The 23,600-nt window shown below is 58.8% G+C and carries 21 protein-coding genes and 1 pseudogene; 9 read left to right on the forward strand and 13 right to left on the reverse strand.

Annotated features, from left to right (window positions below; genetic code table 11):
• Positions 1-37: 37 nt before the first annotated feature.
• Complete coding sequence (locus OEG84_RS12900) at positions 38-835, reverse strand: SDR family NAD(P)-dependent oxidoreductase (RefSeq protein WP_267654132.1); 798 nt, start codon at positions 833-835, stop codon at positions 38-40.
• 81 nt (positions 836-916) lie between these two features.
• Positions 917-1,834 carry a sugar ABC transporter substrate-binding protein gene (locus tag OEG84_RS12905; RefSeq protein ID WP_267654133.1) on the reverse strand — a complete coding sequence of 306 codons (918 nt, stop codon included), beginning with the start codon at positions 1,832-1,834 and terminating at the stop codon, positions 917-919.
• Positions 1,835-2,075: 241 nt separating this feature from the next.
• On the opposite strand from OEG84_RS12905, the gene OEG84_RS12910 reads away from it, so the two are divergent.
• From OEG84_RS12910 to OEG84_RS12945, 8 genes are all read left to right on the forward strand, one after another.
• Positions 2,076-3,917 carry an ABC transporter substrate-binding protein gene (locus tag OEG84_RS12910; RefSeq protein ID WP_267654134.1) on the forward strand — a complete coding sequence of 614 codons (1,842 nt, stop codon included), beginning with the start codon at positions 2,076-2,078 and terminating at the stop codon, positions 3,915-3,917.
• Positions 3,918-3,932: 15 nt separating this feature from the next.
• A complete protein-coding gene (locus tag OEG84_RS12915) occupies positions 3,933-4,742 on the forward strand; it encodes an SDR family NAD(P)-dependent oxidoreductase (RefSeq protein WP_267654135.1) in 810 nt (269 codons plus the stop codon).
• Positions 4,743-4,840: 98 nt separating this feature from the next.
• Positions 4,841-6,103: a M24 family metallopeptidase gene (locus tag OEG84_RS12920; RefSeq protein WP_324288257.1), complete on the forward strand. Its 1,263-nt coding sequence runs from the start codon at positions 4,841-4,843 to the stop codon at positions 6,101-6,103.
• Positions 6,104-6,168: 65 nt separating this feature from the next.
• Positions 6,169-7,155, forward strand: a complete 987-nt coding sequence (locus OEG84_RS12925; RefSeq protein ID WP_267654137.1) for a thiamine pyrophosphate-dependent dehydrogenase E1 component subunit alpha — start codon at positions 6,169-6,171, stop codon at positions 7,153-7,155.
• A gap of 10 nt (positions 7,156-7,165) precedes the next feature.
• Entirely contained in the window at positions 7,166-8,161 is a 996-nt protein-coding gene (locus OEG84_RS12930; protein ID WP_267654138.1) for an alpha-ketoacid dehydrogenase subunit beta, read from the forward strand.
• Positions 8,151-9,524, forward strand: coding sequence for a biotin/lipoyl-containing protein (locus OEG84_RS12935; protein WP_267654139.1), 1,374 nt, complete (start codon positions 8,151-8,153; stop codon positions 9,522-9,524). The genes OEG84_RS12930 and OEG84_RS12935 overlap by 11 nt, the downstream gene beginning before the upstream one ends.
• 12 nt (positions 9,525-9,536) lie before the next feature.
• Positions 9,537-10,967 (forward strand): NAD-dependent succinate-semialdehyde dehydrogenase, encoded by a 1,431-nt coding sequence (locus tag OEG84_RS12940; protein WP_267654140.1) that lies wholly within the window; start codon positions 9,537-9,539, stop codon positions 10,965-10,967.
• 95 nt (positions 10,968-11,062) lie between these two features.
• Entirely contained in the window at positions 11,063-11,821 is a 759-nt protein-coding gene (locus OEG84_RS12945; protein WP_267654141.1) for an SDR family oxidoreductase, read from the forward strand.
• Positions 11,822-11,924: 103 nt separating this feature from the next.
• On the opposite strand, the gene OEG84_RS12950 is transcribed toward OEG84_RS12945, so the two are convergent.
• From OEG84_RS12950 to OEG84_RS13000, 11 genes and pseudogenes are all read right to left on the reverse strand, one after another.
• Positions 11,925-12,698, reverse strand: coding sequence for an aspartate/glutamate racemase family protein (locus OEG84_RS12950; protein ID WP_267654142.1), 774 nt, complete (start codon positions 12,696-12,698; stop codon positions 11,925-11,927).
• On the reverse strand, positions 12,695-13,600 hold the full coding sequence (locus OEG84_RS12955) for a polysaccharide deacetylase family protein (RefSeq protein WP_267654143.1): 906 nt from the start codon (positions 13,598-13,600) through the stop codon (positions 12,695-12,697). The genes OEG84_RS12950 and OEG84_RS12955 overlap by 4 nt, the downstream gene beginning before the upstream one ends.
• Before the next feature lie 11 nt (positions 13,601-13,611).
• Entirely contained in the window at positions 13,612-15,003 is a 1,392-nt protein-coding gene (gene hydA, locus OEG84_RS12960; protein ID WP_267656176.1) for a dihydropyrimidinase, read from the reverse strand.
• A gap of 114 nt (positions 15,004-15,117) precedes the next feature.
• Positions 15,118-15,825: pseudogene (locus tag OEG84_RS12965) on the reverse strand (maleate cis-trans isomerase family protein); the annotation flags it as partial.
• Positions 15,822-16,907 (reverse strand): ABC transporter ATP-binding protein, encoded by a 1,086-nt coding sequence (locus OEG84_RS12970; protein WP_267654144.1) that lies wholly within the window; start codon positions 16,905-16,907, stop codon positions 15,822-15,824. The gene OEG84_RS12970 and the pseudogene OEG84_RS12965, both read right to left, overlap by 4 nt.
• Before the next feature lie 68 nt (positions 16,908-16,975).
• Entirely contained in the window at positions 16,976-17,755 is a 780-nt protein-coding gene (locus OEG84_RS12975; RefSeq protein WP_267654145.1) for an aspartate/glutamate racemase family protein, read from the reverse strand.
• Between the two features lie 50 nt (positions 17,756-17,805).
• Positions 17,806-18,366 carry a TIGR00725 family protein gene (locus OEG84_RS12980; protein ID WP_267654146.1) on the reverse strand — a complete coding sequence of 187 codons (561 nt, stop codon included), beginning with the start codon at positions 18,364-18,366 and terminating at the stop codon, positions 17,806-17,808.
• Between the two features lie 21 nt (positions 18,367-18,387).
• Positions 18,388-19,401 carry a carbohydrate kinase family protein gene (locus OEG84_RS12985; protein ID WP_267654147.1) on the reverse strand — a complete coding sequence of 338 codons (1,014 nt, stop codon included), beginning with the start codon at positions 19,399-19,401 and terminating at the stop codon, positions 18,388-18,390.
• The gene (locus tag OEG84_RS12990; RefSeq protein WP_267654148.1) at positions 19,398-20,219 is read right to left on the reverse strand and encodes a carbohydrate ABC transporter permease; all 822 of its coding nucleotides are present in this window, start codon (positions 20,217-20,219) and stop codon (positions 19,398-19,400) included. Before OEG84_RS12990 ends, OEG84_RS12985 begins: the two co-directional genes overlap by 4 nt.
• A complete protein-coding gene (locus OEG84_RS12995) occupies positions 20,216-21,163 on the reverse strand; it encodes a carbohydrate ABC transporter permease (RefSeq protein ID WP_267654149.1) in 948 nt (315 codons plus the stop codon). Before OEG84_RS12995 ends, OEG84_RS12990 begins: the two co-directional genes overlap by 4 nt.
• A 37-nt stretch (positions 21,164-21,200) precedes the next feature.
• Positions 21,201-22,493: an extracellular solute-binding protein gene (locus OEG84_RS13000; protein ID WP_324288203.1), complete on the reverse strand. Its 1,293-nt coding sequence runs from the start codon at positions 22,491-22,493 to the stop codon at positions 21,201-21,203.
• Between the two features lie 192 nt (positions 22,494-22,685).
• Between OEG84_RS13000 and OEG84_RS13005 the strand changes: the two genes are divergently transcribed.
• The gene (locus OEG84_RS13005) at positions 22,686-23,393 is read left to right on the forward strand and encodes a GntR family transcriptional regulator (RefSeq protein WP_267654150.1); all 708 of its coding nucleotides are present in this window, start codon (positions 22,686-22,688) and stop codon (positions 23,391-23,393) included.
• The last annotated feature ends 207 nt before the right edge of the window (positions 23,394-23,600 follow it).

Below are 23,600 nucleotides of genomic sequence, written 5' to 3' on the forward strand. Positions count from 1 at the left end.
AACCGTGACCTGCTCGCTTCGTATCAATCTGAAGTCGTCAGACCAGAACCATACCGCCATCAATCATGACGATTTGCCCGGTCATGTAGTCACTGTCCGGCGACGCAAGAAAAGTCGTCGTTCCGGTTATGTCACGTGGGTTGGCGACCCGCCCCTTGAGAATGTCGGCGGCGAATTCCTCCATCGCCTGGCCCGGCTTTTCCGCAGCCCCGATACTCAACAGATCCTGATCCACCTGTTCCCACATTTCCGTCGCCACGACGCCAGGCGCAAATCCGGTGACGGTTATGTTGTGCTTTGCCAGATCACGGGCGCCCGATTGCGTCAGGGACACAACCGCCCATTTGCTGGCGCAATAGGGCGCTACATTGTCGAACCCTTGGCGGCTTGCGACCGAGGCGGTGTTGATGATCTTGCCACCGGTTCCCTGGGCAATCATCTGGCGCGCGGCTTCCTGCATGCCGATCATGCATCCAAGCCCGTTGACGCCCATGATGAAATTCCAGTTGCTCTCGGTAACGTCGAGAAAATTCATTGGCTTGTTGACGCCGGCATTGTTGAAGCAGACATCCAGCTTGCCGAACCTGTCGACCGCGTGGGCGATCATCGCGCGAACCTGGAAACGATCGGTAACATCGACGGTCGCATCGGTAACCTTGCCACCGCCGGCCATGGCACGAGCGGCATTTTGCTCTGCCACCTCGGCAACCTTCGCCCCGTCAATATCAGCGAAACAAACGTCGGCGCCTTCATCAAGCAACGCCTCTCCGATGGCGCGGCCAATGCCACGTGCCGCACCGGTGACGATACAAGACCGCCCGGAAACCCGCCCCATGCTTACCTCCCTGGTTACATGGTCTTCATAAGAATAAATCCGGACGCGGAAACCTCCGCGCCCGGAGCAGGTCTTTTCGGATCAAAACACCGGCTTGGTGTAATCCTTCATGTTGTCCTGAGTGATCTTTGGCGTATCGAAATAGTTCAGGAACGGCACTTCCTTGCCGCTGAGCACATCGAGCGCGGTCTTCAGCGCTGCCTTGGCATCATCGACGGGTGACTGGTAGATCGATCCCCAGTAATCGCCCTTCTCCATGGCTTCGTAACCAACGGCGAAGTTGGTGGCACCAACGAAGATGATACCTTCGCGACCGGCAGCTTTTGCTGCATTGAGCGCGCCAACGCCCATATTGTCGTCGCCGGCATAAACGCCGTCGATCTTGTCGTATTTGACCAGGAATGCTTCCATCACCTTCTGGGATTTTTCACGATTCCAGTCGCCTGGCTGGGTCTCGACCACGGTCACATCGGGGCAGACTTCCGGAAGCCGGTCATCAAAACCCTTCTGACGTTCGATTGCAGTCGTGTAACCGGGCTGACCGGAGATCTGGACGACCTGTGCGGTCTTGTCGATGCCCATGTCCTTGAACTTGTCGCACATGATTTCCGCCGAGCGCGATCCCTGGGTGATGTTGTCCGGACCGGAGAAGGACTTGACGAACTCGAAACCGGCTTCGGCAATGTTGGAGTTGGTGACAATCACCGGAATGCCAGCCTTGTGAGCCTTGCGCACAGCCGGAATGACCGCCTCGCCATTGGTGGGCCAGATGATGATGGCGTCAACCTTTTGCTGGATAAGGTCTTCGATCTGGGCGATCTGGCGAGCCACATCGCCGCCTGCATCGAGCACGACCGCGTCGACTTCGGCATTGGCTTCGGCCGCTTCCTTGAAGGACTTGTCGTAGGTCGTTTGATAGCTGTCGACGCCCACATTGTTCTGGGTAATGCCGATTTTGTATTCGGCTGCCGAGGCAGCAAGAATGGTACGAAGTTTCATTTGAATTCCTCCCGAATTGCGTCTCTCACTTCAAAGTCTGTTTCGCACTCCGTCCGCATAGCGAGCAATGGGACCAGAGGCGGATTTTCTCCCGCAACTCTGCAAAACACCTGATCAGATTGCCGACAAGTTCCGTCCAGGAGAGTCAACATTATATCCATTTTGGATAATTCGATATCCAGATTGGGCTTTTTGCTCGTATTCTGAAACCCCCAAACTGAACATCTTATGAGAGGCCGCCATGAACAAGGGCAAACCAGGGTCCGGCGCTGACCATCTCCGCTCGCGAATGGGCGCTGCAGTCGGCTGGACAGGAGCCAACGCCATGCTTTCGATCAACAAGGGAGGATCTGACGCGCGAAAACAGCCGGTTTCCCAGTGCGAGAAAACCGAACTGCTCAATGTGGTGGCATTTCTCGAGGATCTGGAAGACGAGCTCTCAGATGCATCCATGGCATTCGCGCCCAATCCCTATATCCGCATGTCACTGCACCTGATCAGAAGCCATCTCGAAGCAAAAACCGTTACGCCGACATCTCTCATTGGCGTTTCCGGCATTCCCTATGCCACGGCCTCGCGCCGCATTCGCGAAATGCTTGATGATGGCCTGATCGAGCAACGCCCCCGCACCCGTAGCGGCAAAACCTTTTCCATGCATCCAAGCGAAAAGCTGCTGGAATCGTGGATGCAACTGACCGGTCGCCTGCAGCGGATTGCCGAAAACCGTTTCGGCAAAAAGGGCGCACACGCGGATAATCACGAATACTATTTCGGCGGCTCCTACATGCAGGCGTCCTCAATTCCGCCCTTGCAGGTGCTGCCCGAGCCACTGCGGGTACCGGGCGGGATCCGTGTCCTGGTTCACGGCGATCCGACATTCATGGTGATGGACAATCTCAAGCGGCAGTTCGAACAGGTCGTCGGTACGGATATCCACCAACGTGCTTTCTCCATTGACCGGCTGCATCAAGAGGCACTGAAGAACGCGGAGCGAAAATCCAGCCGTTACGACATCATTGCCGTCGACCTGCCCTGGATCGGCGAATTCGCCGAGAAGAATGTTTTGATGCCGTTGGACGAAGCGCTCGACATCGCCCGACTCGATCCGGCTGATTTTCATACCGCCGGCTGGAAAGCGGCCCATTGGGGCGGTCGCCCTTATGGTGTCCCCGCACAGACAACCCCGGAATTGCTATTTTACCGCAAGGACCTGTTTGCCGAATCCGGACTCGAGCCACCGGTGACGACGCACGATGTCATCGACGCTGCCCGTTCGTTTCACGATCCCCAGCACGGTTTTTACGGCATAGCCTGGAACGCCGCGCGCGGCACCGCTCTGGGCCATACATTTTTGATGACCCTGGCCGACTTCGGCCAACCGCTGGTCGATCTTCCGCCTGCGGCCGGCGGCTTCAATACGGACCGCCTGGATGCCGACGAGCATCGGATGATGATCGACAGCGACGCCGGACTGGCAGCAGCCGAATACCTGATGGAATTGCTGAGCTATTCGCCGCCCTACATCCTTTCGATGTCCTGGTACGAACGGATTCGTCCCTACGCCGCCGGTGAAGTGGCCATGGCCTATGGCTACACACTGCTGGCACCCTATTTCGAGCTCGACCCATCTTCCCCAGCCCATGGCCAGACCGGGTTTCTGCCGCATCCTGCGGGGCCGTCCGCATCCCCCGTCGCTCCGGTCGGCGGTTATGTGATGGGGATACCACGCAATCTCGCGCCCGAACGGATCGCCGCGGCAGCAGAGGCGCTGATCGTGTTTACCTCGCCGGAAGCACAAAAACTCTTCATCCAGAATGGCAGCCGGACCAACCCGCGCTATTCAGTGGCAGCAGACCCGGAAGTACGCCGGGAATCCTCAATTTTTGAGGCCGTGGATGCAATGTCCTGGCGCGACGAGCTGCAGTTCTGGCCGCGGCCGCCAATCCCTGAAATCGGCGAAATCGTCCAGATCTGCGGCGAAGAATTTCACGACATGCTCCGCGGGATCATCCCGCCAAAAACAGCATTGCATAACGCCCAGAAGCGGGCGGACGACGCGATGCGCAAACGCTTCAAAACATGACAATGGAGGAATGAGATGGACCCCGATCGGCTCAAAGGCAAGAATATCCTAATCACAGGTGCAGCGCGCGGCATGGGTGCGGCAAATGCGGAGAATTTTGCCGCACAGGGCGCCAATATCTGCCTCGGCGATCTCGACCTTGATGAAGCGCAGAAAGTCGCCGACCGCATAAACCAGGCCGGCAACGGCAAGGCGATCGCGGTCAGGATGGACGTCACCAAAAGGCAGGATAACGCCGACGCCGTTGCCGCGACCGTCGACGCATTCGGATCCATCAATATCGGCGTCTTCAATGCCGGCCTGAACAAGCCCCGTTTCTTCATGGATATCGATGAAGAGAACTGGGACATGATCATGAACGTCAACACCAAGGCGATGTGGCTGGGCATGCAGGAAACCGCCCGGCAGATGATCGCCCAGGGTCCGATGGAGGACCACCCCTACAAGATCATCAATGTCGGCTCTATCGCGTCGCGCAAGCCGCTGGTGGATGTCACCGTCTACTGCACATCGAAATATGGTTGCCTGGCGCTCACCCATTGCGGTGCGGTGGCGCTCTCGGAGCACAACATCACCGTCAACGGTTATGCACCCGGCGTCGTCGTCACGCCGCTCTGGGAACAACTCGACAAGGACCTGGTCGAGATCGGCTTCAAGGAAAAAGCCGGCCAGGCCTACGAGGACATCGTCCGCGAAGCGCTTCAGATCAAACGGGTGTCCTACCCCGAAGATATCGTCGGCACAGCTTCCTTCCTGGCCAGCAATGACAGCGACTACATGACCGGCCAGATGCTCCACATCGATGGCGGATGGTGCATCCAGTAGCGCTCTACACCGCTGTTTTAAATTGAATTTTTTGCAACTCCCCCGCTGCCGAAGGAGAATGACATGACGCGTGCACTCACCCCGAACATCCTCACCCCCTGGACCTCGAGCCACAATGGAAATGGGAGGGACGGCTTCCCGCATGGGGGCACTCATCTGTTGATTTCGAACGCCGAATCGACCACGACCGGTTGCGCCGCTACCGCTTGTCACGGACGGTTGAGGCCTTGAAGAAGAGTGATGCCGGCTCCCTGCTGCTGTTCGACGTCAACAACATCCGCTACGTCTCGTCGACGAAGATTGGCGAGTGGGAGCGGGACAAGATGTGCCGCTTCTGCCTGCTCACCGGCGACGATGCACCCTATGTTTGGGACTTCGGCTCGGCTGCGGTTCACCACAAGAAATATTCAGACTGGCTGGTGCCCGACCATTGCCGTGCCGGTGTTGTCGGCATGCGCGGCACCATCCCGCCGTCCTTTGGCCTGATGAAGAAATACGCCGAGGAGATCGCCGGGTTGATCCGCGATGCGGGCATGATCGACATGCCGGTGGGCGTCGATTATGCGGAGACGGCGATGTTCTTCGCGCTCAAGGAAGCCGGAATCAACGTGGTCGACGGCCAACAGATCATGCTGTCAGCCCGCGAGATCAAGAACTGGGACGAGATCCAGCTTCTCACTCAGGCTGCGGCGATGGTCGATGGCGTCTACCACATGATCTACGAGGAGCTGAAGCCGGGCGTACGCGAGAACGACATCGTCGCGCTGTCCAACAAGATGCTCTACGAAATGGGCTCGGATGACGTGGAAGCGATCAACGCCATTTCCGGCGAGCGCTGCAACCCGCACCCGCACAACTTCACGGATCGGTACTTCCGCCCCGGCGATCAGGCCTTCTTCGATATCCTGCAGAGTTACCAAGGCTATCGCACCTGCTACTACCGGACCTTCAACATCGGCAAATCCACGCCGTCGCAAGTGGACGCCTATGTCAAAGCCCGCGAGTGGATCGACGCCTCGATCCAGGCAATCAAGCCCGGCGTGACTACCGATCAGGTCGCCAAGCTCTGGCCAAAGGCGCAGGATTTCGGGTTCCCTGACGAACTCAGCGCTTTCGGTCTGCAATTCGGACACGGCCTTGGACTGGCCCTGCACGAGCGTCCGATCATTTCGCGCGCGGTCAGCCTCGACAACCCGATGGAAATCCAGACCGGCATGGTTTTCGCGCTGGAAACCTACTGCCCGGCCTCAGACGGTTTTTCGGCCGCCCGCATCGAGGAAGAAGTGGTCGTCACCGACACCGGCTGCGAGGTTATTTCGCTGTTCCCCGCCGAAGAACTGCCGATCGCCAACCGCTACTGAACACTGTCTCACCGGTCCGGCTGCGCAAACGCTGCCGGGTCGGTCCAGGTCTCCGGGAACATCAAATGAACGCCGCCAAAACAGCCAAGCACAATACCGAAGGCTATTTGCGCATGTACCGCCAGATGGTGCGCATTCGCAGCTTCGAGGACACTGCCAACCAGCTCTATCTTTCCGCAAAGATGCCGGGGCTCACGCATATGTATTCCGGCGAGGAGGCGGTCGCGGTCGGCATCTGCGAAGCGCTCAAGGTCACCGACAAGATCACCTCCACCCACAGGGGCCATGGCCATTGTGTCGCCAAGGGCGCCGACTTCAAGGAGATGTTCTGCGAGTTGCTCGGCAAGGAGGAAGGCTATTGCCGCGGCAAGGGCGGCTCCATGCATATTGCCGATCAATCCAACGGCAATCTTGGCGCAAATGCAATTGTCGGCGGTTCGATGGGCATTGCCACGGGCGCCGCCTTTAGCGCCAAAATGCTCGGCAACGACGATGTCACCGTGTGCTTTTTCGGCGACGGCGCCACCGCGCAGGGTCTGATGTACGAGGTCATGAACATGGCCGCCCTTTGGCATTTGCCGGTCATCTATGCCTGTGAGAACAATGGCTATTCCGAATATACCCGCACCGATGAAATCGCCGCCGGGTCGATTACCGCCCGCGCCGAGGCCTTCGGCATCGAGGCCCATACGGTTGACGGTCAGGACGTGGTCGCAGTCAATGCGCTGACCCAGCAACTGGTCGAGCGCTGCCGCAAGGGCGAAGGCCCGTTCTTCATCGAACTGATCACCTACCGCTATCACGGCCACCACGTCGGCGACATCAACCGCGAATATTACCGGTCAAAGGCCGAGGAGAAGGAATGGCGGGACACCAGGGACCCGATCACTCTCTTTGGCCGCTACCTGACGAGTGAAGGCATCGTATCCGTTGAGGATCTCGACGCCATGCAGGCCGAAATCAGGGCCGATGCCGCTGCTGCCGTCGATTATGCCCTGAAGGCCAAATATCCCGATGCATCCGAAGTCAACATGCACGTCTTTGCGGCTTGAGGAGAAAACCATGCGTGAAATCACTCTTTCCCAAGCCGTCAACGAAGCGCTGGCCGAAGAAATGCGGCGCGATGAAACCGTGTTCATCATCGGCGAAGACGTGGCCGAAGCCGGAACACCGTTCAAGGTCCTTTCTGGTCTGGTCGAGGAATTCGGCACAGCGCGCGTGGTTGATACGCCGATCGCCGAGCCGGGCTTCATGGGAATTGCCGTCGGCGCGGCGATGACAGGAACGCGGCCGGTGGTCGACCTGATGTTTGGCGATTTCATCTTTCTGATCATGGATCAGCTTTGTAACCAGGCCGCCAAGACCCACTACATGTCCGGCGGCAAGCTGAAGGTTCCGCTGGTTCTGCGCACCAATCTCGGGGCGACACGCCGTTCCGCGGCCCAGCATTCGCAATCGCTGCATGCGCTGGTAGCCCACATTCCCGGACTGAAGGTCGCCCTGCCATCCTCTGCCTATGAAGCCAAGGGGCTGATGAAAACGGCAATCCGCGACAACAACCCGGTCGTCATTTTCGAAGACAAGCTGATGTACCAGGAAAAGGCGCCGGTACCCGAAGAGGAATATCTGATCCCCTTCGGCCAGGCTAATGTGAAGCGTGAAGGCACCGACATCACGCTGATCGGCACATCCTCGATGGTTCAGGTTGCCGAAAAGGCGGCCGACATCCTTGCCCGCGAGGGGATCAGCGCCGAAGTTATCGACCCGCGCACCATCGTGCCGCTGGATGAGGAAACCCTGATCCGGTCGGTCAAGAAGACCTCGCGCGCGATTGTCATTGATGAAGGCCATCAGAGCTATGGCGTGACCTCGGAAATCGCTTCGCGGCTCAATGAAAAGGCCTTTTATTATCTCGACGCGCCAGTGCTGCGGATGGGAGCGATGGACGTGCCGGTACCCTTCAGCCCGGCGCTGGAAGATCTGACTGTTCCGACACCAGAAGGCGTTGCCGCCAAAGCCCGCATGCTCGTCGGCGGGGAGTTGATCCATGCCGCATGAGGTCATCATGCCGGCGCTGGGCATGGCGCAAGACACCGGCCTGATCGTCTCCTGGCTCAGGCAGCCCGGCGATGCGATCAAGACCGGTGACGCCTTGATGGAAGTGGAAACCGACAAGGCGGTCATGGAGGTGGAGGCGCAGGCCGACGGTTTCCTGACCAGCGTTACCGCTGCCGCAGGCGACCATGTTCCGGTAGGCCAGGTGGTCGCCCTGATTACTGACACCGCAGAAGCATCCGCCGCAACGCCACAGCAGCCAACCGCGTCCATTGTTGAACCGGAGGGGGATTTGCCCGAGGGCAAGAACATCATCATGCCGGCGCTCGGCATGGCGCAGGACACCGGCCTGATCGTTGCATGGCGCAAGAAAGCCGGCGACCCGGTGGCGGCAACCGACGTCCTGTTCGAGGTCGAGACCGACAAATCGGTGATGGAAGTAGAGGCCGGTCATGACGGCTATCTGGCGGCCGTTCTTGCTGATGCACAGCAGGCGGTTCCGGTCGGTTCTGTGATTGCCATCATTTCCACCGATAAACCAGCAAAAGCGATAACGCGAAGTGCCGCGCCCGCGCCTGCCGAAGGTGCACCTTCGAGCAAATCGGAAACTCCGGAACCCGGCCCGGCTCCGTTAGCAACCGTCTCCGCTTCTACGCCCACCCGAACTGTTCCTCCTTTGAGCGCAACGTCCCACGCCGATGCTAACGGCCGCATTCTAGCCTCACCGAAGACCCGTCGTCTGGCGCTCGAACAGGGGCTCGATCTCGCACGCCTTGTCACCCATGGTGTGCCACAGCCTTTCCATGTCGCCGATCTTGAAACATTCAGAACCCTCGGCGCGGAACCGGCGTCTGCGCCGCAATCGCCTGCCCCCGCGACATCAAAACCACCGGTGCCACTGCACATTGCTGCCCGCATGGCAGCGAACGGATGCGACGGGTTCATCGCCTGGATGGCCGATGACGGCAACATTGATCTCCAACCGCAGCTTCTGTGGTTGCGGTTTGCAACAGCCGCACTACGTCAGGCGACAGCCCGGGAGAATGATCAGTTGGTTATCGAAACGGGAACATTGGGCAACACCGATGGACGATTCCGTGATCCCGACCGCTCGCGTTTGTCTCAACCGGATGCGGACAATGGCGATCAGCCACCCTCGCTTGTCATTCGCGACCTGACCGGTTCGCCGGTCATCTCGGTGACAGCCTCCATTGCCCACGCACCCGTGCTGTCGATCGGCCGCGAGCAGGACACCTATGTGATCTCTCTCGATTATCATGCCGGTCATTTTGACGAAGACCAGGCGATCGACTTTGTAACCGGCTTTGCGGAACGTCTCGGCGATCCGCTGCATTACCTTGTCTGACTGGAGCCCAAAATGGACCACACCAATCTCTACATCGACGGCGAATGGCGCAACGCGGCAAGCGGCGAGCGGTTCGATGTGATCAACCCGGCCACCGAAGAGGTAATCGCCTCGGTGGCATCAGCCGACATCGCCGACGCCGATGCGGCACTCGATGCCGCCGAAGCGGCTTCCGCTTTGTGGGCCGCCAGGAAACCGCGCGAACGCTCGGAAATCCTGCGCAAGGCGTGGGAACTCATGACCGCACGGCTCGATCAATTCGCCCGCCTCATCACCCTTGAAAACGGCAAGGCGCGCGCCGACGCCATGGGCGAAGCAGCCTATGCAGCAGAGTTCTTCCGCTGGTTCTCGGAAGAGGCGGTGCGCGCCGACGGGCTTGTCACCCACGCCCCATCATCGGGCGCCCGCATCATTGTGCAGCACAAGCCGGCAGGCATTGCCGTGCTGGTCACGCCGTGGAATTATCCAGCCGCCATGGGTACCCGCAAGATCGCCCCTGCCCTTGCCGCAGGCTGCCCGGTGATCATCAAGCCGGCCTCGGAAACCCCGCTCACCATGCTGGCCTTGATGCCGCTTCTCGAAGAAGCCGGCGTGCCGAAGGGACTTGTCAACGTGCTGCCATCCAGACGGTCGGGCAAGCTGGTCGATCACATGCTGCACGATCCCCGCGTGCGCGTGATCTCCTTTACCGGCTCCACCGAAGTCGGGCGCAAGCTGCTCCATTCAGCCGCCGACCAGGTGCTCAAGCCGGCCATGGAACTGGGCGGCAATGCCCCGCTGATCGTCTTTGAGGATGCCGACATCGACAAGGCAGTGTCAGGCGCCATGCTCGCCAAGATGCGCAACCTTGGCGAAGCCTGCACCGCCGCCAACCGCTTCTATGTGCACGAAGCGGTCAGTGCCGAATTCATCTCCAAATTTACCGCAGCCATGGCCGCGCTGAAGATGGGCAACGGATCGGACGAGGGCATCGACGTCGGACCGCTGGTCAACGCTGCAACCCGCGACAAGGTCGCCGCATTTGTCGAGGATGCCGTGGCCAAGGGCGCCAGGATCGAACTGGGCGGTACGATCCCCAATGGCAAGGGCTATTTCTATCCGCCAACGGTTCTCTCCAATGTGCCCGAGAATGCCGATTGCGTGGATGACGAGATTTTTGGTCCGGTCGCCGCCATACAGTCTTTCAACGATCAGGAAGATGTCATCCGCCGCGCCAACGATACCGAATATGGTCTTGTTGCCTATGTGTTCAGCGAAGACATGCGCCGCGCCATGCAGGTTTGCGAGCGGCTCGAATATGGCATGGTCGGCCTCAATCGCGGCCTTGTCTCAGATCCGGCGGCCCCCTTCGGCGGCGTCAAGCAATCGGGTCTTGGCCGTGAAGGCGGGCATGAAGGCATGATGGAATTCATGGAAACCCAATACATATCAGCCGAATGGTAACGGGTGTTGCACGGACCACAACGGCAGGCGCTGCCCGCTTGGTGGCATTGCTGATAGGGTTGCGGATCGACCCACGCAGAATGATTGGATGACCTATGGCACTAACGATTGATCTCTCCGGGCAGACCGCTCTTGTAACCGGGGCTTCCCGTGGCATCGGCAAGGCGATCTGCCTGGCGCTTGCCAACGCCGGGGCAGACATCATCGGCACGGGAACATCGATAACCAGTGGAAGCGAAACCGCTTCGCTGGTGCAGGCTACGGGGCGCAAATTCACGGCCGAAGACTGCGACTTCAGCGACCGCCAGCAAACCCGCAGTTTTTCCGCCCGGATGGCAGAACGCGGCGATGTTTCAATCCTCATCAACAACGCCGGGACCATCCGTCGCGCCCCCGCCGCCGAGCACCCGATCGAAGACTGGGACGACGTCATGGCGGTCAATTGCGACGCGCCTTTCATTCTAAGTCAGGCGCTCGGTCGCGGGATGCTCGATCGCGGTCATGGCAAGATCGTCTTCATCGCCTCGGTGCTGAGCTATCAGGGCGGCATCACTGTTCCCGGCTACGCCGCCAGCAAGGGCGCTGTGGCCCAGCTTATAAAGGCCTTGGCCAATGAATGGGCTGCAGGGGGTGTCAACGTCAACGGCGTTGCTCCCGGCTATATCGCCACCGACAACACGGCTGCATTGCAAGCTGATCAGGCACGCGAAACCGCGCTGCTGGAGCGTGTGCCGGCAGGGCGGTGGGGCAGACCCGACGAAATTGCCGAACCGGTGGCGTTCCTGTGCAGCGATCTTGCGCGCTTCATCCACGGCACGATCCTGGCTGTCGATGGCGGATGGCTCAGCAGATAGCTGCCGGCAACTGCAGCAACCGCAGAGCGGACGGGCGTGCACTTGACGCTTTTTGTGACCCGGATCACCACTGTTTCCAATCGGAACCAATCACCCGATCCATTCACCTCTCTGTGGCTAAGATCGATAGGCGTCCTCGATTAAGCAGCCTGCTCAGGGCAGGCGAAATGCCTTTATGTGGTTTGGGTCGATTTTCATCATCCATCTGGGCATGCACAGACAGAGTTGCGCCCAGCGCCTCCGCCAACGCCTCTTCAAGCCCGTCAATGACAGGAACCCGGGTATCCAGACCGGAGGTCGCCACCAGTTCCGAAAACGGGGCACCACCCAGGAGCACCGCTTGTGCACCAGCATCAGCCATTTCGTCGACAATACCGGCTATCCGGCGAGCGAATGAGCCTGCGTCCTCTGCCAATTGCAAAACACTGCTGTCGAGCAATCGAACCGATGTGCATCGATCGGCTATCCCCGCCTCCGAAATCGCCGAATGCAAGGCCGGCAACAGTGCCGGGCCAAGAGTAAGAACTCCGAAACGGCGTCCATTCTTTGCCGCCGCCTGCAACCCGCTTTCGCGCAGGCCGAAGACCGGCATCGGGGCGATTTCACGTGCACCTTCAAGACCCGGATCGCCGAAAGCGGCGATAATGGCGGCATCACACTCGGTATTGTCTGCGATTGCCTCAAGCGTGGCGTGAGCGGCAATCGCCAACTCCGCCGGGCCTTCAATGGAAGCCGCGCCAAATGGCGCGGTGACGCATCGCAAATCTGCCCCAGCCGGCAGATGACACCGCGCGGCTTTTTCGAGAATTGCGGTTACCACCTGCGACGTATTCGGATTGACCAGCAGTATTCGGCGCCGAGGCGAGACCGCGCTCATCGAGCAGAACCATCGGTCTCGGCGATCCAGTGGCGCGCAATTTCTTCGCGCGTTGTGACCCAGGCTTTCTGCGAATCTGTGATGTGCTCCAGGATCTGCTCGAGCGCCGCCATCCGCCCCGGGCGCCCAATGATGCGCAAATGCAGGCCAATCGAAAGCATCCGCGGTTGCGTCCGACCTTCCCGGACAAGCCAGTCGAAAGCATCGATCACATAGGCCGCAAAATCACGGCCATTGAAGCGGTTGCTGTCGTAGAACTGCATATCGTTGGTATCAAACGCATACGGCAGCACCAGATGCCGATGATCGCCAACGCGGGTGAAATAGGGCACATCGTCATTATAGGCGTCGCTGTCGTAAAGAAAGCCACCGTCTTCAACCAGCAGGCGTCTGGTATTCAGCGAAGTCGAGGACCGGGTGTGCCACCCGACAGGCCTTCGGCCAGCGGCCTCGGTGATGGCATCAACGGTTTTTCTGATGTTGCCTCTTTCCTCCTCCGCAGCCATGCCGGCATGGCTCTCCCAGCGCCAACCATGGGCCGATATCTCGTGCCCGCGGGCTACCGCGTCGGCGACAAGTTCGGGCAGTTTCTGCGCAGCCATGCCGCAAGTACTGACCGTGGCTTTCACATGGTGACGATCAAGACAATCCATCAAGCGCCACCACCCAGATCTGGTTCCGTACTCGAAATGTCGATCGACACAGGTGTCGGCGCCCTCAACCAGCTTGTTCACCTCGTGAACGGCTTCGTTTTTCTGATCGCCGCTGCGGATTGAATATTCCGCGCTCTCCTCGAAATTCACGACAAAGGACACGGCCAGCGGCGCATTGCCCGGCCATGAAATCGAGGGTGGATTGCCGCGGTAGCCGAGATAGTCCCGATCGAAATCTGCTTGCACCATATCCGACCTCATCAAGCTTTGTGGGTACGGGTGACAACCTCACCAAGAGGGTCGCTGGAAACATCGCCATTCTCGGCAATTGTCTTGCCGCGCAGAATGGTGCGGACCGGCCAACCGGTCACATCCAGCCCTTCATAAGGAGTGTAGTCGCAGCCATCCTTCAACAGATCGTGGGTTATCGTCACTCTTCGCCCCGCGTCCCACAGGACGATATCGGCATCGCTGCCGATCGCGATAGTGCCCTTCTTAGGATACAGCCCGTAGCGTTTTGCGTGGTTTGTGGAAGTCAGGGCGACAAACCGGTTGAGGTCGATACGGCCCTTGACCACACCTTCAGAAAACAGGATCGGCATTCGCGCCGCCACCCCCGGTATTCCGTTGGGGACGTAGCGAAAGCTCCGCCGTCCTGCGGGTGCCAGTTTTCCGGCAACATCGTCATAGCGAAACGGACTGTGATCGGAAGAAACCACCTCGAAGATGCCCTGCTGCAGCCCTTCCCAGCAGGCATGTTGGCTTTCGCTGTCGCGCGGCGGCGGACTGCAGACATATTTGGCGCCCTCCATGCCGTCCCGTCTCATGTCCTGTTCAGTCAGAACCAGATATTGCGGGCAGGTTTCACCAAAAACAGGAAGCCCACGCTCGCGTGCGCGCTTGATCTCATCCATCGACTGACGGTTGGAGACGTGAACAATCATCACCGGCGTATCGACAATTTCCGCCAGGCTGATCGCCCGGTGCGTGGCTTCACGCTCGACTGCGACGGGGCGCGAACGCCCATGATAATAAGGTGCGGTCTTGCCTTCGCTTTCCAGATGCTCGGTCAGGAACTGGATCGCATCATAGCCCTCAGCATGGACCATCACCAACGCTTTGTGACGGCGGGCGACATCAAGCACCTGCAGGATTTCCCGGTCATTCAGTTTCATGTCGTCATATGTCATGAAGATCTTGATCGACGTGTAGCCTTCGGCAATCAGCGCCGGAAGCTCCTGCCCAAGCACCTGCGGCGTCGGGTCGGTAACAATGAGATGCATGGCGACATCGACGTGGCAGGCCTGGTCGGCCTTGCGGCCATAATCAAGCAACGCCTCACGCAGGGACTGGCCGCGTTGCTGCAAACAGAAGGGCAGCACCATGGTGTTACCCCCGACCGCCGCCGAGCGCGTGCCGGTTTCAAAATCATCGGCCATGACAATGCCCGGCGGCGATGGCTGAGCGAGATGCACATGGCTATCGATCCCACCGGGCATCACCAACAGCCCGGTCGCATCAATCATCTCGGGCGCCGGTCCCAACTGCGTACCCATGGCAATGATCTTGCCTGCCTCGATCCCGATATCGGCGACAAACACGTCAGCTGCCGTGACAATGGTTCCGTTCTTGATGATGGTGTCAAAGGCCATTCGGCAACTCCTGCAAGCTGACTTTTCACGGTTTTGAACAGAGAATGGATTCGCGCGATTAGGCGGACGTGTTGCCGGAAATGGGGGAGTCACGGACGAAAAGAGCACGCCCCAACCTTTGACACTGGCCGGATCGGCTCCTGCGACCAGAAGGCTTTTCCACAATGTCGTTGCGATGGAATCGTAGATCGGAATACCCATCTCTTCTTCCAGCATCGCAACATTCGCCGCGCCGCGCATGTTGGTGCAGACCACCGCAGCGGCATCGCATTGCGTCTCGTTGAGAGCCCCGCGCAGCAGTTCCGTCACACGTTCGGCTTCGACTTCAGCAAAAGAAAAGTTGTCGCTCAGGCCGATGTGCCGTTCTGCAACGCAGTCAAATCCTGCTTCGCTCCAAGTCTGCATGATTCTCGACTGAACATCGTTTGTATAGGGGGTGACGAGCGCAATCCTGCGCGCACCTGTGATCTGAAAAATTTCTCTGAAGGCGAGCACCGATGTGCAGGCTTTCACACCTGTTTCAGCCAGAATGCGCTCGCAGAGACGTTCATCCTTTTCAAAGCCAAGCCAGCTTGCCGAGGTTCCGTTCCAGCCGATCACGTCCACCTTCGCATGCGCCAGCAATTCCGCTGCCCGCAAGATCTCGTCTTCGGCAAACTGGCTGTTGGCGCGTTCACTCAAGGCGATTTCGGTGACGCGGAACCGCGAAAAATGCGCGCTCACATGCGGCAATCCGGCGATCATGGCCGCGGTCACCGGCTCCAGCACCGTGTTGGATGAAGGTGTCAGCATCCCCAACCGGACAGGATGGGCTTCATTCATGCCGCAGATTCCAGCGCGATTGCACCGTCCAGCCTGCGCCCGGTCTCGTGGTCAAAAAGCTGGGCGTGAGTGTAGTCAGGCAGGATGTGCAATGTATCTCCGGGTCTGGTTTCGACACGCTCACGGAAGGTCGCGACCAGCACATCCTCGCCAATATGTCCAACGATCTGGGTTTCCGATCCCGTAGGCTCGACCACATCGACAATCAGTGGCAGGCCTTCACCCGTGACGGTAAAATACTCAGGCCTGATGCCATAAGCCGCGCGACGCCCCTTGGCCGATGAATGGGTGTTCTCGGGCAGCGGCAAACGCAAACCACTATCGGAAACGAAGTCGTCGTCTTTGACCGAACCCTCGACGAAATTCATGGATGGGCTGCCAAGAAAGCCGGCCACAAAACGGTTTGCCGGGTTGTCATAAAGCTCCAGCGGCGGGCCGACCTGCTCGACGCGGCCACCACTCATCACGACGATCTTGTCAGCCATCGTCATCGCCTCGATCTGGTCATGTGTCACATAGACCACCGTCGTCTTGAGACGCTGATGCAGGGACTTGATTTCGGCGCGCATGGCGACTCTGAGTTTGGCATCCAGATTGGACAGTGGTTCGTCAAACAGGAACACGGATGGATCACGGACAATGGCCCTACCCATCGCTACCCGCTGACGCTGGCCCCCTGAGAGCTGCTTCGGGTACCGGTTCAACAATTCCCCCAGGCCCAGAATTCCGGCGGCCCGGTCCACCTGTTCGGAAATCACATCTTTGCTGACGCCTTTCAGCTTGAGCGAGAAGCTCATGTTCTCCCGCACCGTCATGTGCGGGTAGAGCGCATAGCTCTGGAACACCATGGCGATATCGCGGTTCTTCGCCGCCACATTGTTCACCGACTTGCCATCAATCCGGATCGTGCCGCCACTGATGCTTTCAAGCCCGGCAATCATCCGCAGAAGCGTGGATTTTCCGCAGCCTGAAGGGCCCACCAACACGACGAACTCACCGTCAGCCACCGTGATGTCGACATCATGCAGCACCTGCATGGTGCCGTAGTATTTCGCTGCGCTTTCGATCAGAACGTTCGCCATGGCCCATTCTCCTTACAGATGCGTTTTTGCGTCGCGGAACCGGGTTTTCCGGCTCGCGAGATTGTTGTTCACGGATTTACCAGATCCAACTGCACTGCCCGCCGCTCGTCATTGCCGATCCATCCGCATAGCGCTTCGGGCAGACCAATGCTTGCCTTGGGGCCGGGCCGGCTGAAACTGCCCACGCTCGCACTTCTTACCGACATGCCGACAAGCGTTTCGGCCTGCTTGACAGCCGCAATGATCTGATCGACCACTGGCACCGGCACCCGGTTCTTGATCCGGCTTGCGAGCCCAACCAGCGGCGCTCCCGCCAGAACAATGATTTCCGCGCCATCTTCCTCGACTGCCTTTAGGCACAATTCGACAAGAAGATCCTCTTTCTGCTCCTGCACCGCGACTACATCTTCAACTGGCCCGGTAAGGGTGCGAATGCTGGCGCAGCGTTCAGTAAGTTTGTGCATTTCCACACATTCCTTGAACCAGGGCGCAAGCGTGGGACTGAAGCTGACGATCGAGAACCGCCCGCCGAGCATGCAGGCCGTCAGCATCGCTGCCTCGGCCATCCCCACAACCGGCACGTCAAACAGTTCCCGTGCCGCCATCAGGCCTGGATCTCCGAATGCGGCGGCGATCGCCGCATCAATCGAGCGATGGCGCTCCGCCAGCATTTCGAGAACGACAGCGCCACCGATCTGAGCTTCCGATCGCGAAGCGATATAGGGCACGCCTCGGGGCGCCGTGGCCGGAACCAGTTCGGTTCCTGGCTGGGCAGCCTGAGACGCGACCGCCATCATCCGATCAGTCATCGCCACGGTCGTGTTGGGATTTAGCAGCAATATTCGCATAGGGTCTCTTTTGCCTGTTGTGCTACGCCGAAGTGCGGGGGGCTTCCCGGTCAGGGGCGATCGGGCATCGCCGTCCGGTTCTCCTCGGTGGCCCGCTCGAAAGCCTTGGCCACAGCCTCTTCGGCCGTGTCGGCGAAGTCGATCTCGACGGTTTCGCGCTCGTCGATAAACTTGCCCTTCTGCAGGACCGGTTCGATCCGGTCCGCCCATCCACCGCTGCCGCGCAGGATCACAACCGGACGGGCTTCGGCATAGGCAATGGTCAGTTCGTTGAGGGTGCCGCAACTGCCGCCAATCATGATCAGCGCGTCGCATGACCTGGCGGTCAGGAGATTGCGGGCCCGGCCCAGTCCTGTCGGAAAGATCACGTCGCAGTAATCATTGGCTGTAGACTTATCCATCGCCGGCAGAATGCCGATTGTCAGGCCGTCAGCCATCTTCGCGCCGCGGGAAGCCGCTTCCATGACGCCGAAGCGGCCACCGGTTACAACCACACCGCCCTTTTCGGCGACAAGGCGACCGACGTCCTCTGCGGCCTGCATGGTGCGTGCGTCGACCACGTCATTTTCGTGCTGTTCGTTCTTGCCGATTACGCCGATTGTTACGAGCATGGAGATGGTTCCTTTACATTGCTATGTCTGGGGGAGGACTTTGATGCTATCGCGATACTGCGCCAGCCGCTGCTGGGCTTCGTCCGCGGTTGTCTTCAACAAGCGCGATATTCCCACGCCTTCGATTGCGAAGGAGGCCGACACCGTGCCGTAGTGTGACGCCTCGACCGGGTTGCCGGTCATGATCATTCCGGCAAGAAAGCCGCCGCAAAAAGCGTCTCCCGCACCTGTCAGGTCGATGACCTGACTCGGATAAATTGGTATGTGGCTGTCGGTCTCGCCGCGTGTATGAAGCGTACATCCCTCGCCTCCGCGCTTGACCACGACACGCTTCAGCCCTGAGGCCAACATGCCATCGATCTGGTGCGCCAAGCTGCCGGATCCGGCAACAATTTCGAGATCGGCCTCACTCGGGAGCAAAGCATCAATGAGTGCGAACAGATCGGCGGAATAATCGCGGGTGAGATCACGCTCATCGTACCAGGGCGAATCAACCTGTATCCAGGCTCCGCTCTTGCGCGCCGGGCGCATGGCGCGAGCTATCGAAATGTGCCTTTCGACCGGCATCGCAGCACAGTGCAAACCCAGTCCCCGGTCGCGCCAGGATACCGGGATATCGGATCCCTCTGGCGCAAAGGCCATCCAGGTCGCAAACCGGTGTTCGGTGCCGAAGGTGGTGTAATCAATGAACCTGGCCCGATCTGCTTCCGGGATCAGGTCAACCGCTTCAGACGGAAACTTGCGAACCCTGCTGCCATCCGGGCGATAGCTGAAAGCGACATTCATTCCGTGCGGTGCGTCAACCGGCACGAGACCGCTGACATCGATCCCCCGCTCGACGAATCTCTCGGCAACCTCTGCCGGGTAATCATGGCCGATGCGGCTGACGATTCCGACATTGTCATGCCAGAGGCGTGCGGCGGCGGCAGAATAGAGCACATTGCCGCCCCAACTCTGTGGAAGCGCGCGACCATCGGCAGTCAGCACGTTGTCGAGTGTCAGCGAACCGCAGCATATCAGCATGCCCTCGCTCATTTCACAGCTCCGGGAGCCAGGCCGACAAGCAGGTAGCGCTGGCCAATGAAGGTAAAGAGCATTGCCGGAAGAATGCCGACAATTGTTGCTGCGGCAAGTTCACCCCAGCTGACATAGACTTCGCCGACAAAGGTCGAGATCGCCACCGGAACCGTCTGGCTGCCGGTATTGGAGAGCATGATCGCGAAAATGAACTCGTTCCAGGAGGTAAGAAACGCGAAGATCGCGGAGGCGGCCAGCGCAGCCTTGGAGATCGGCAGCGCGATCAGGCGGAAAAGCTGCCATTGGCTAGCACCGTCGACAATCGCGGCTTCCTCGACTTCGGGCGGAATTTCGTCGAAAAAGTTCTTCATCATCCAGATCACGATGGCGACGCTGAAAATGGTGTGGGTAAGCGCAATCGCCCACAGTTCACCGAGTGCGCCGATGCGCTGCAGGATGATGTAATAGGGAATGATCAGGACAATCGGCGGCATCATCCGGAACGACAGCATCCAGTAGGTCCAGGCGAATGATTTGCGGCGACGTCTGCCACCCAGCCCGAAGGCCGCAAACGACCCGATGACAAGTGCCACAACGGTGGAAATCAGCGCTGCAATCAGGCTGTTCGTGAGGAACCCGAAAAACCGACCCGAGGTGCTCAGCACACTGGCGTAGTTATCCAGCGTCGGCTGAAAGGAAATCACCGACGGCGGCCAAGTGAAAATGTCGGCGCGGGCTTTCAGCGAGATGTTGATGACCCACAGGATCGGCGCCAGGAACACCAGGCAGACCGAGATGCTCGCCAGATAGACGAGTAGCTTGCGAATCCCGCTCATGATGCCTCCGAATTTTCTTTGCGGCCACCGAGGCTGCCCACGGCCACCAGCGCCAGTGCCAGCAGCGCGACAACCATCAACATCACCATCGCGATGGCCGAGCCATATCCAAGATTGAAGAAATTGGCGGTCTGTTGGTAAACCAGATAGGAAAGCGTTTCCGTACTCGTTCCGGGCCCGCCTCCCGTGGTCGAATAGATGACGTCAAACACCTTGACTGCGTCGATGGTGCGGAACACCAGCACGCTGATGAGGATCGGTGTCAGCAACGGCAGAGTGATCGAGAAGAATGTGCGGATTGATCCAGCGCCATCCAGGTGGGCGGCCTCATAAAGATCATCCGGAATGATCTGCAGGCCTGCCATGACGAACAGCACGACAAACGGCGTCCACTGCCAGGCATTGATGACCGCGATCGTGTGGAGAGCGAAATTGGGGTCGGCAAGCCAAAGCGGCGGTCGAGTCCAGCCCAGTGATTGAAGCCCGTATTTGACGATGCCGAAATCATCTGACAGGCAAAGCCGCCAGATCATGCCCGTAAACACCGGCGCGATCATCATCGGCGCCAGAAAGAGCGTCCTGATGATGCTCATTCCGAAAAGCCGCTGGCTGAGCAGCAAGGCGATGCCTATACCGGCGATCAGCTGGAACGCCACGGTTTCGGCGATGAACCTGATCGTCACCCAGAGCGCATGCCAAAAATTGCTGTCTGCGAAGATATCAACGTAATTGCCAAGACCCACAAAGCGCATCACTCCGCTTCTGGTCAGGTTCCAGTCGAACAGGCTGATGACGAGCAGCCCGGTAAGCGGCAGGGCGATGAGCAACGCGCTCATCGCCACAGCCGGAGCTATGAACCACCACGCAGTTTCGGGTCCGCTATCGTCAAACATGTCGGGGTCAATGGACGTGACGCCAGTCTGTTGTGTAGTCGTGTTCACCATAGGGGACGGCCTTCCAGGCGTGGCAGCTTATCGGGGGCTATTCGACAGGATGTCCTGCGTCCTTGATAACCTTGGTTATCTCTTCATTGGCGATCTTCAGCGCCTCGGCAGGTGTAACTTCACCCAACGCCGCCCGGTTCAACTGCAGTCCGAGAATTTCTTCCACCTGCGGATAAAAGGGGTAACGCGGACGGTAGTCCGAAAACACTTGACCTTCTTTCTCGGCTGCAACGATTTCCGAAACCCACGGGTACAATTTCTGCACCTCAGGCTCCTCGAGCGCCGAGTAGCGAACCGGTGTCCCGTTGATCAGCGCAAGCTGCTTTTGCACATCCTGGCTGGTAAGCCATTTGATGAAGGTCCAGCTGTCCTCGACCTTCTCGCTCTTGGCGTTGATGGCAACGGCCCATCCGCCAAACGGAATGACCGGCTCCTGCTCCGCGGAAAGCCGCGGCATCGTCGTGTAACCTACCTTGCCGGCAACAACAGACCTTTCCGGCTTGGCAAATTCGGTACCGTTGATCGAGAAGCTCGGCGTCATGGCAATCCGGCCGGTCTGCATGGCCACGGTCTGATCATTCCAATGGTGGCCGATAGCACCAGCCGGCGCATATTTGAGCCAGTCGACGTAATGGGTCAGAACCTCCAGAGCTTCCGGAGAATCAAGCGTTGGCGCAAAATTCTCGGGCGGGTTCTTGAGAAGCTTGCCGCCTGCACCGGTATAGGTTGCCAGGAACCAGGAAGCGATCGGAGCGCCGCGCTGATAAGGCATCGACACACCAAACATGTTGGTGGCCGGATCGGTCAACTTGGCAGCGGCAGCATCTACATCATCAAGAGTGACGGGTGCCTTGAGCCCGGCGGCATCGAACAGGTCCTGACGGTAGTACATAAGGAAATAATAGGCGCCGAACGGCATGCTCCAGGTCTTACCCTTCCACTTGGAAAGAGCGTCAAGAGCGCCAGGAAGGATGTCGTCGAGATCTTCCTGAGTGAGGTCGCGCTTGATCAGATCATCAAGCTGGACGACGTAACCCTTTTCCGCCCACTCGCCGAGCCAGACAATGTCCTGGCCGTAAATGTCGGAATTCGCAGTTCCGCTGACAAAATCTGCCATCGAACGCTGACGAACCTGCGGATAGGGAAGAACCTGGAGATCGACGTCGATCCCTGTCATCTCTTCAAACTGGGGGATGAGCGGTTCAATAAGGCTAAAACTGCTCACGCCACTGATTGTGATGGAGCGGTTTTCCTGGGCGAGAGCTGGCTGAACGACAGACATTCCAGCGAGCATTGTAGTCATGAGCAGAGAGCGGCGAATAAGGGGCATTGGCTTAACCTTTTGCTTGTCTCAGGGTACAAGTGGATTAAAGAGTGGCATCAGGATTTACGCAAGGAAATTATGCATAATTAATTACATTTCGAATATGTAATTGATTTTTATGTATATTATTTGGAGATATTGACAAGAATGCGAAAACCAAATCGGCTCTCGGTTCGCAGTTTCAGACCGAGTCTGCACGTGGAACTGACCGCGCACATCCGAAAAATGATTCTGCATCATGAGCTGGAACCTGATGAGTGGGTGCCTGAATCCGAACTCTGCGAGAAGCTCGGAGTGTCGAGAACGCCTTTGCGTGAGGCGCTGAAGGTGCTTGCCTCGGAGAAACTCGTCGAAATTCATCCGAACCGGGGGGCGATGGTTGCAAGCCTGCGCCCTAATGATGTGGATGAGCTATTCGAGGCCCAGGCAATCATTGAAGGATCAGCCGCCTTTTTGGCCTGTGAACGGGCGACGGAAGAAGATGTCGAAGCCTTCCGGAAAATCCACCTGCGGATGATCCGCTGTTTCGAGCGGCGTGATCGGACCCAGTATTTCTCGCTGAACCAGGACCTGCATCTCGCACTTGTGGCAATGTCCCACAACAGCGCTTTGGTTTCGGCGCACTCGACATTGTTCATCCAGGTCGAACGGGCGCGTTTCCTGGCACTGGACATCGGGCAACGATGGGCGGATTCGGTAGACCAGCACGAAGCCATTCTTTCGGCCGTCGCTTCCCGCAACGGCCCGCTTGCGCAAAAACTGGTTGAGCAACATATTCTCGAGACCAGGGAAGCGGTCAAAGCTGCAGTCGAGATGCAAAATCGTGACAATCAGAAGCCGGGACGAACACGCCCGCGCCGCCCTGCTGCTGCCAAATCTTCCAAGGCTGATCCGGCCAATCGATAGTGTCGCGCCGCTACGCCTCCACGAAGGGACACTTCCAAACAGAAGAACGAGATTGGGCGCTTGCGAAGGGGCATCGCAGCCCCTTCCCCCTCGGTCGCGTATTTCCTCACGTCTCTCCGTGAAGCACCACAAGCCCAGTCACCCGTGCTGGGGAAATACGATGAAAAGCAGATGACAGGGCGTGGCGGGATCTCTACCGACCCGCCG

It is taken from the genome of Hoeflea algicola (genome assembly GCF_026619415.1).
In the GTDB taxonomy this organism is placed as follows: domain Bacteria; phylum Pseudomonadota; class Alphaproteobacteria; order Rhizobiales; family Rhizobiaceae; genus Hoeflea; species Hoeflea algicola.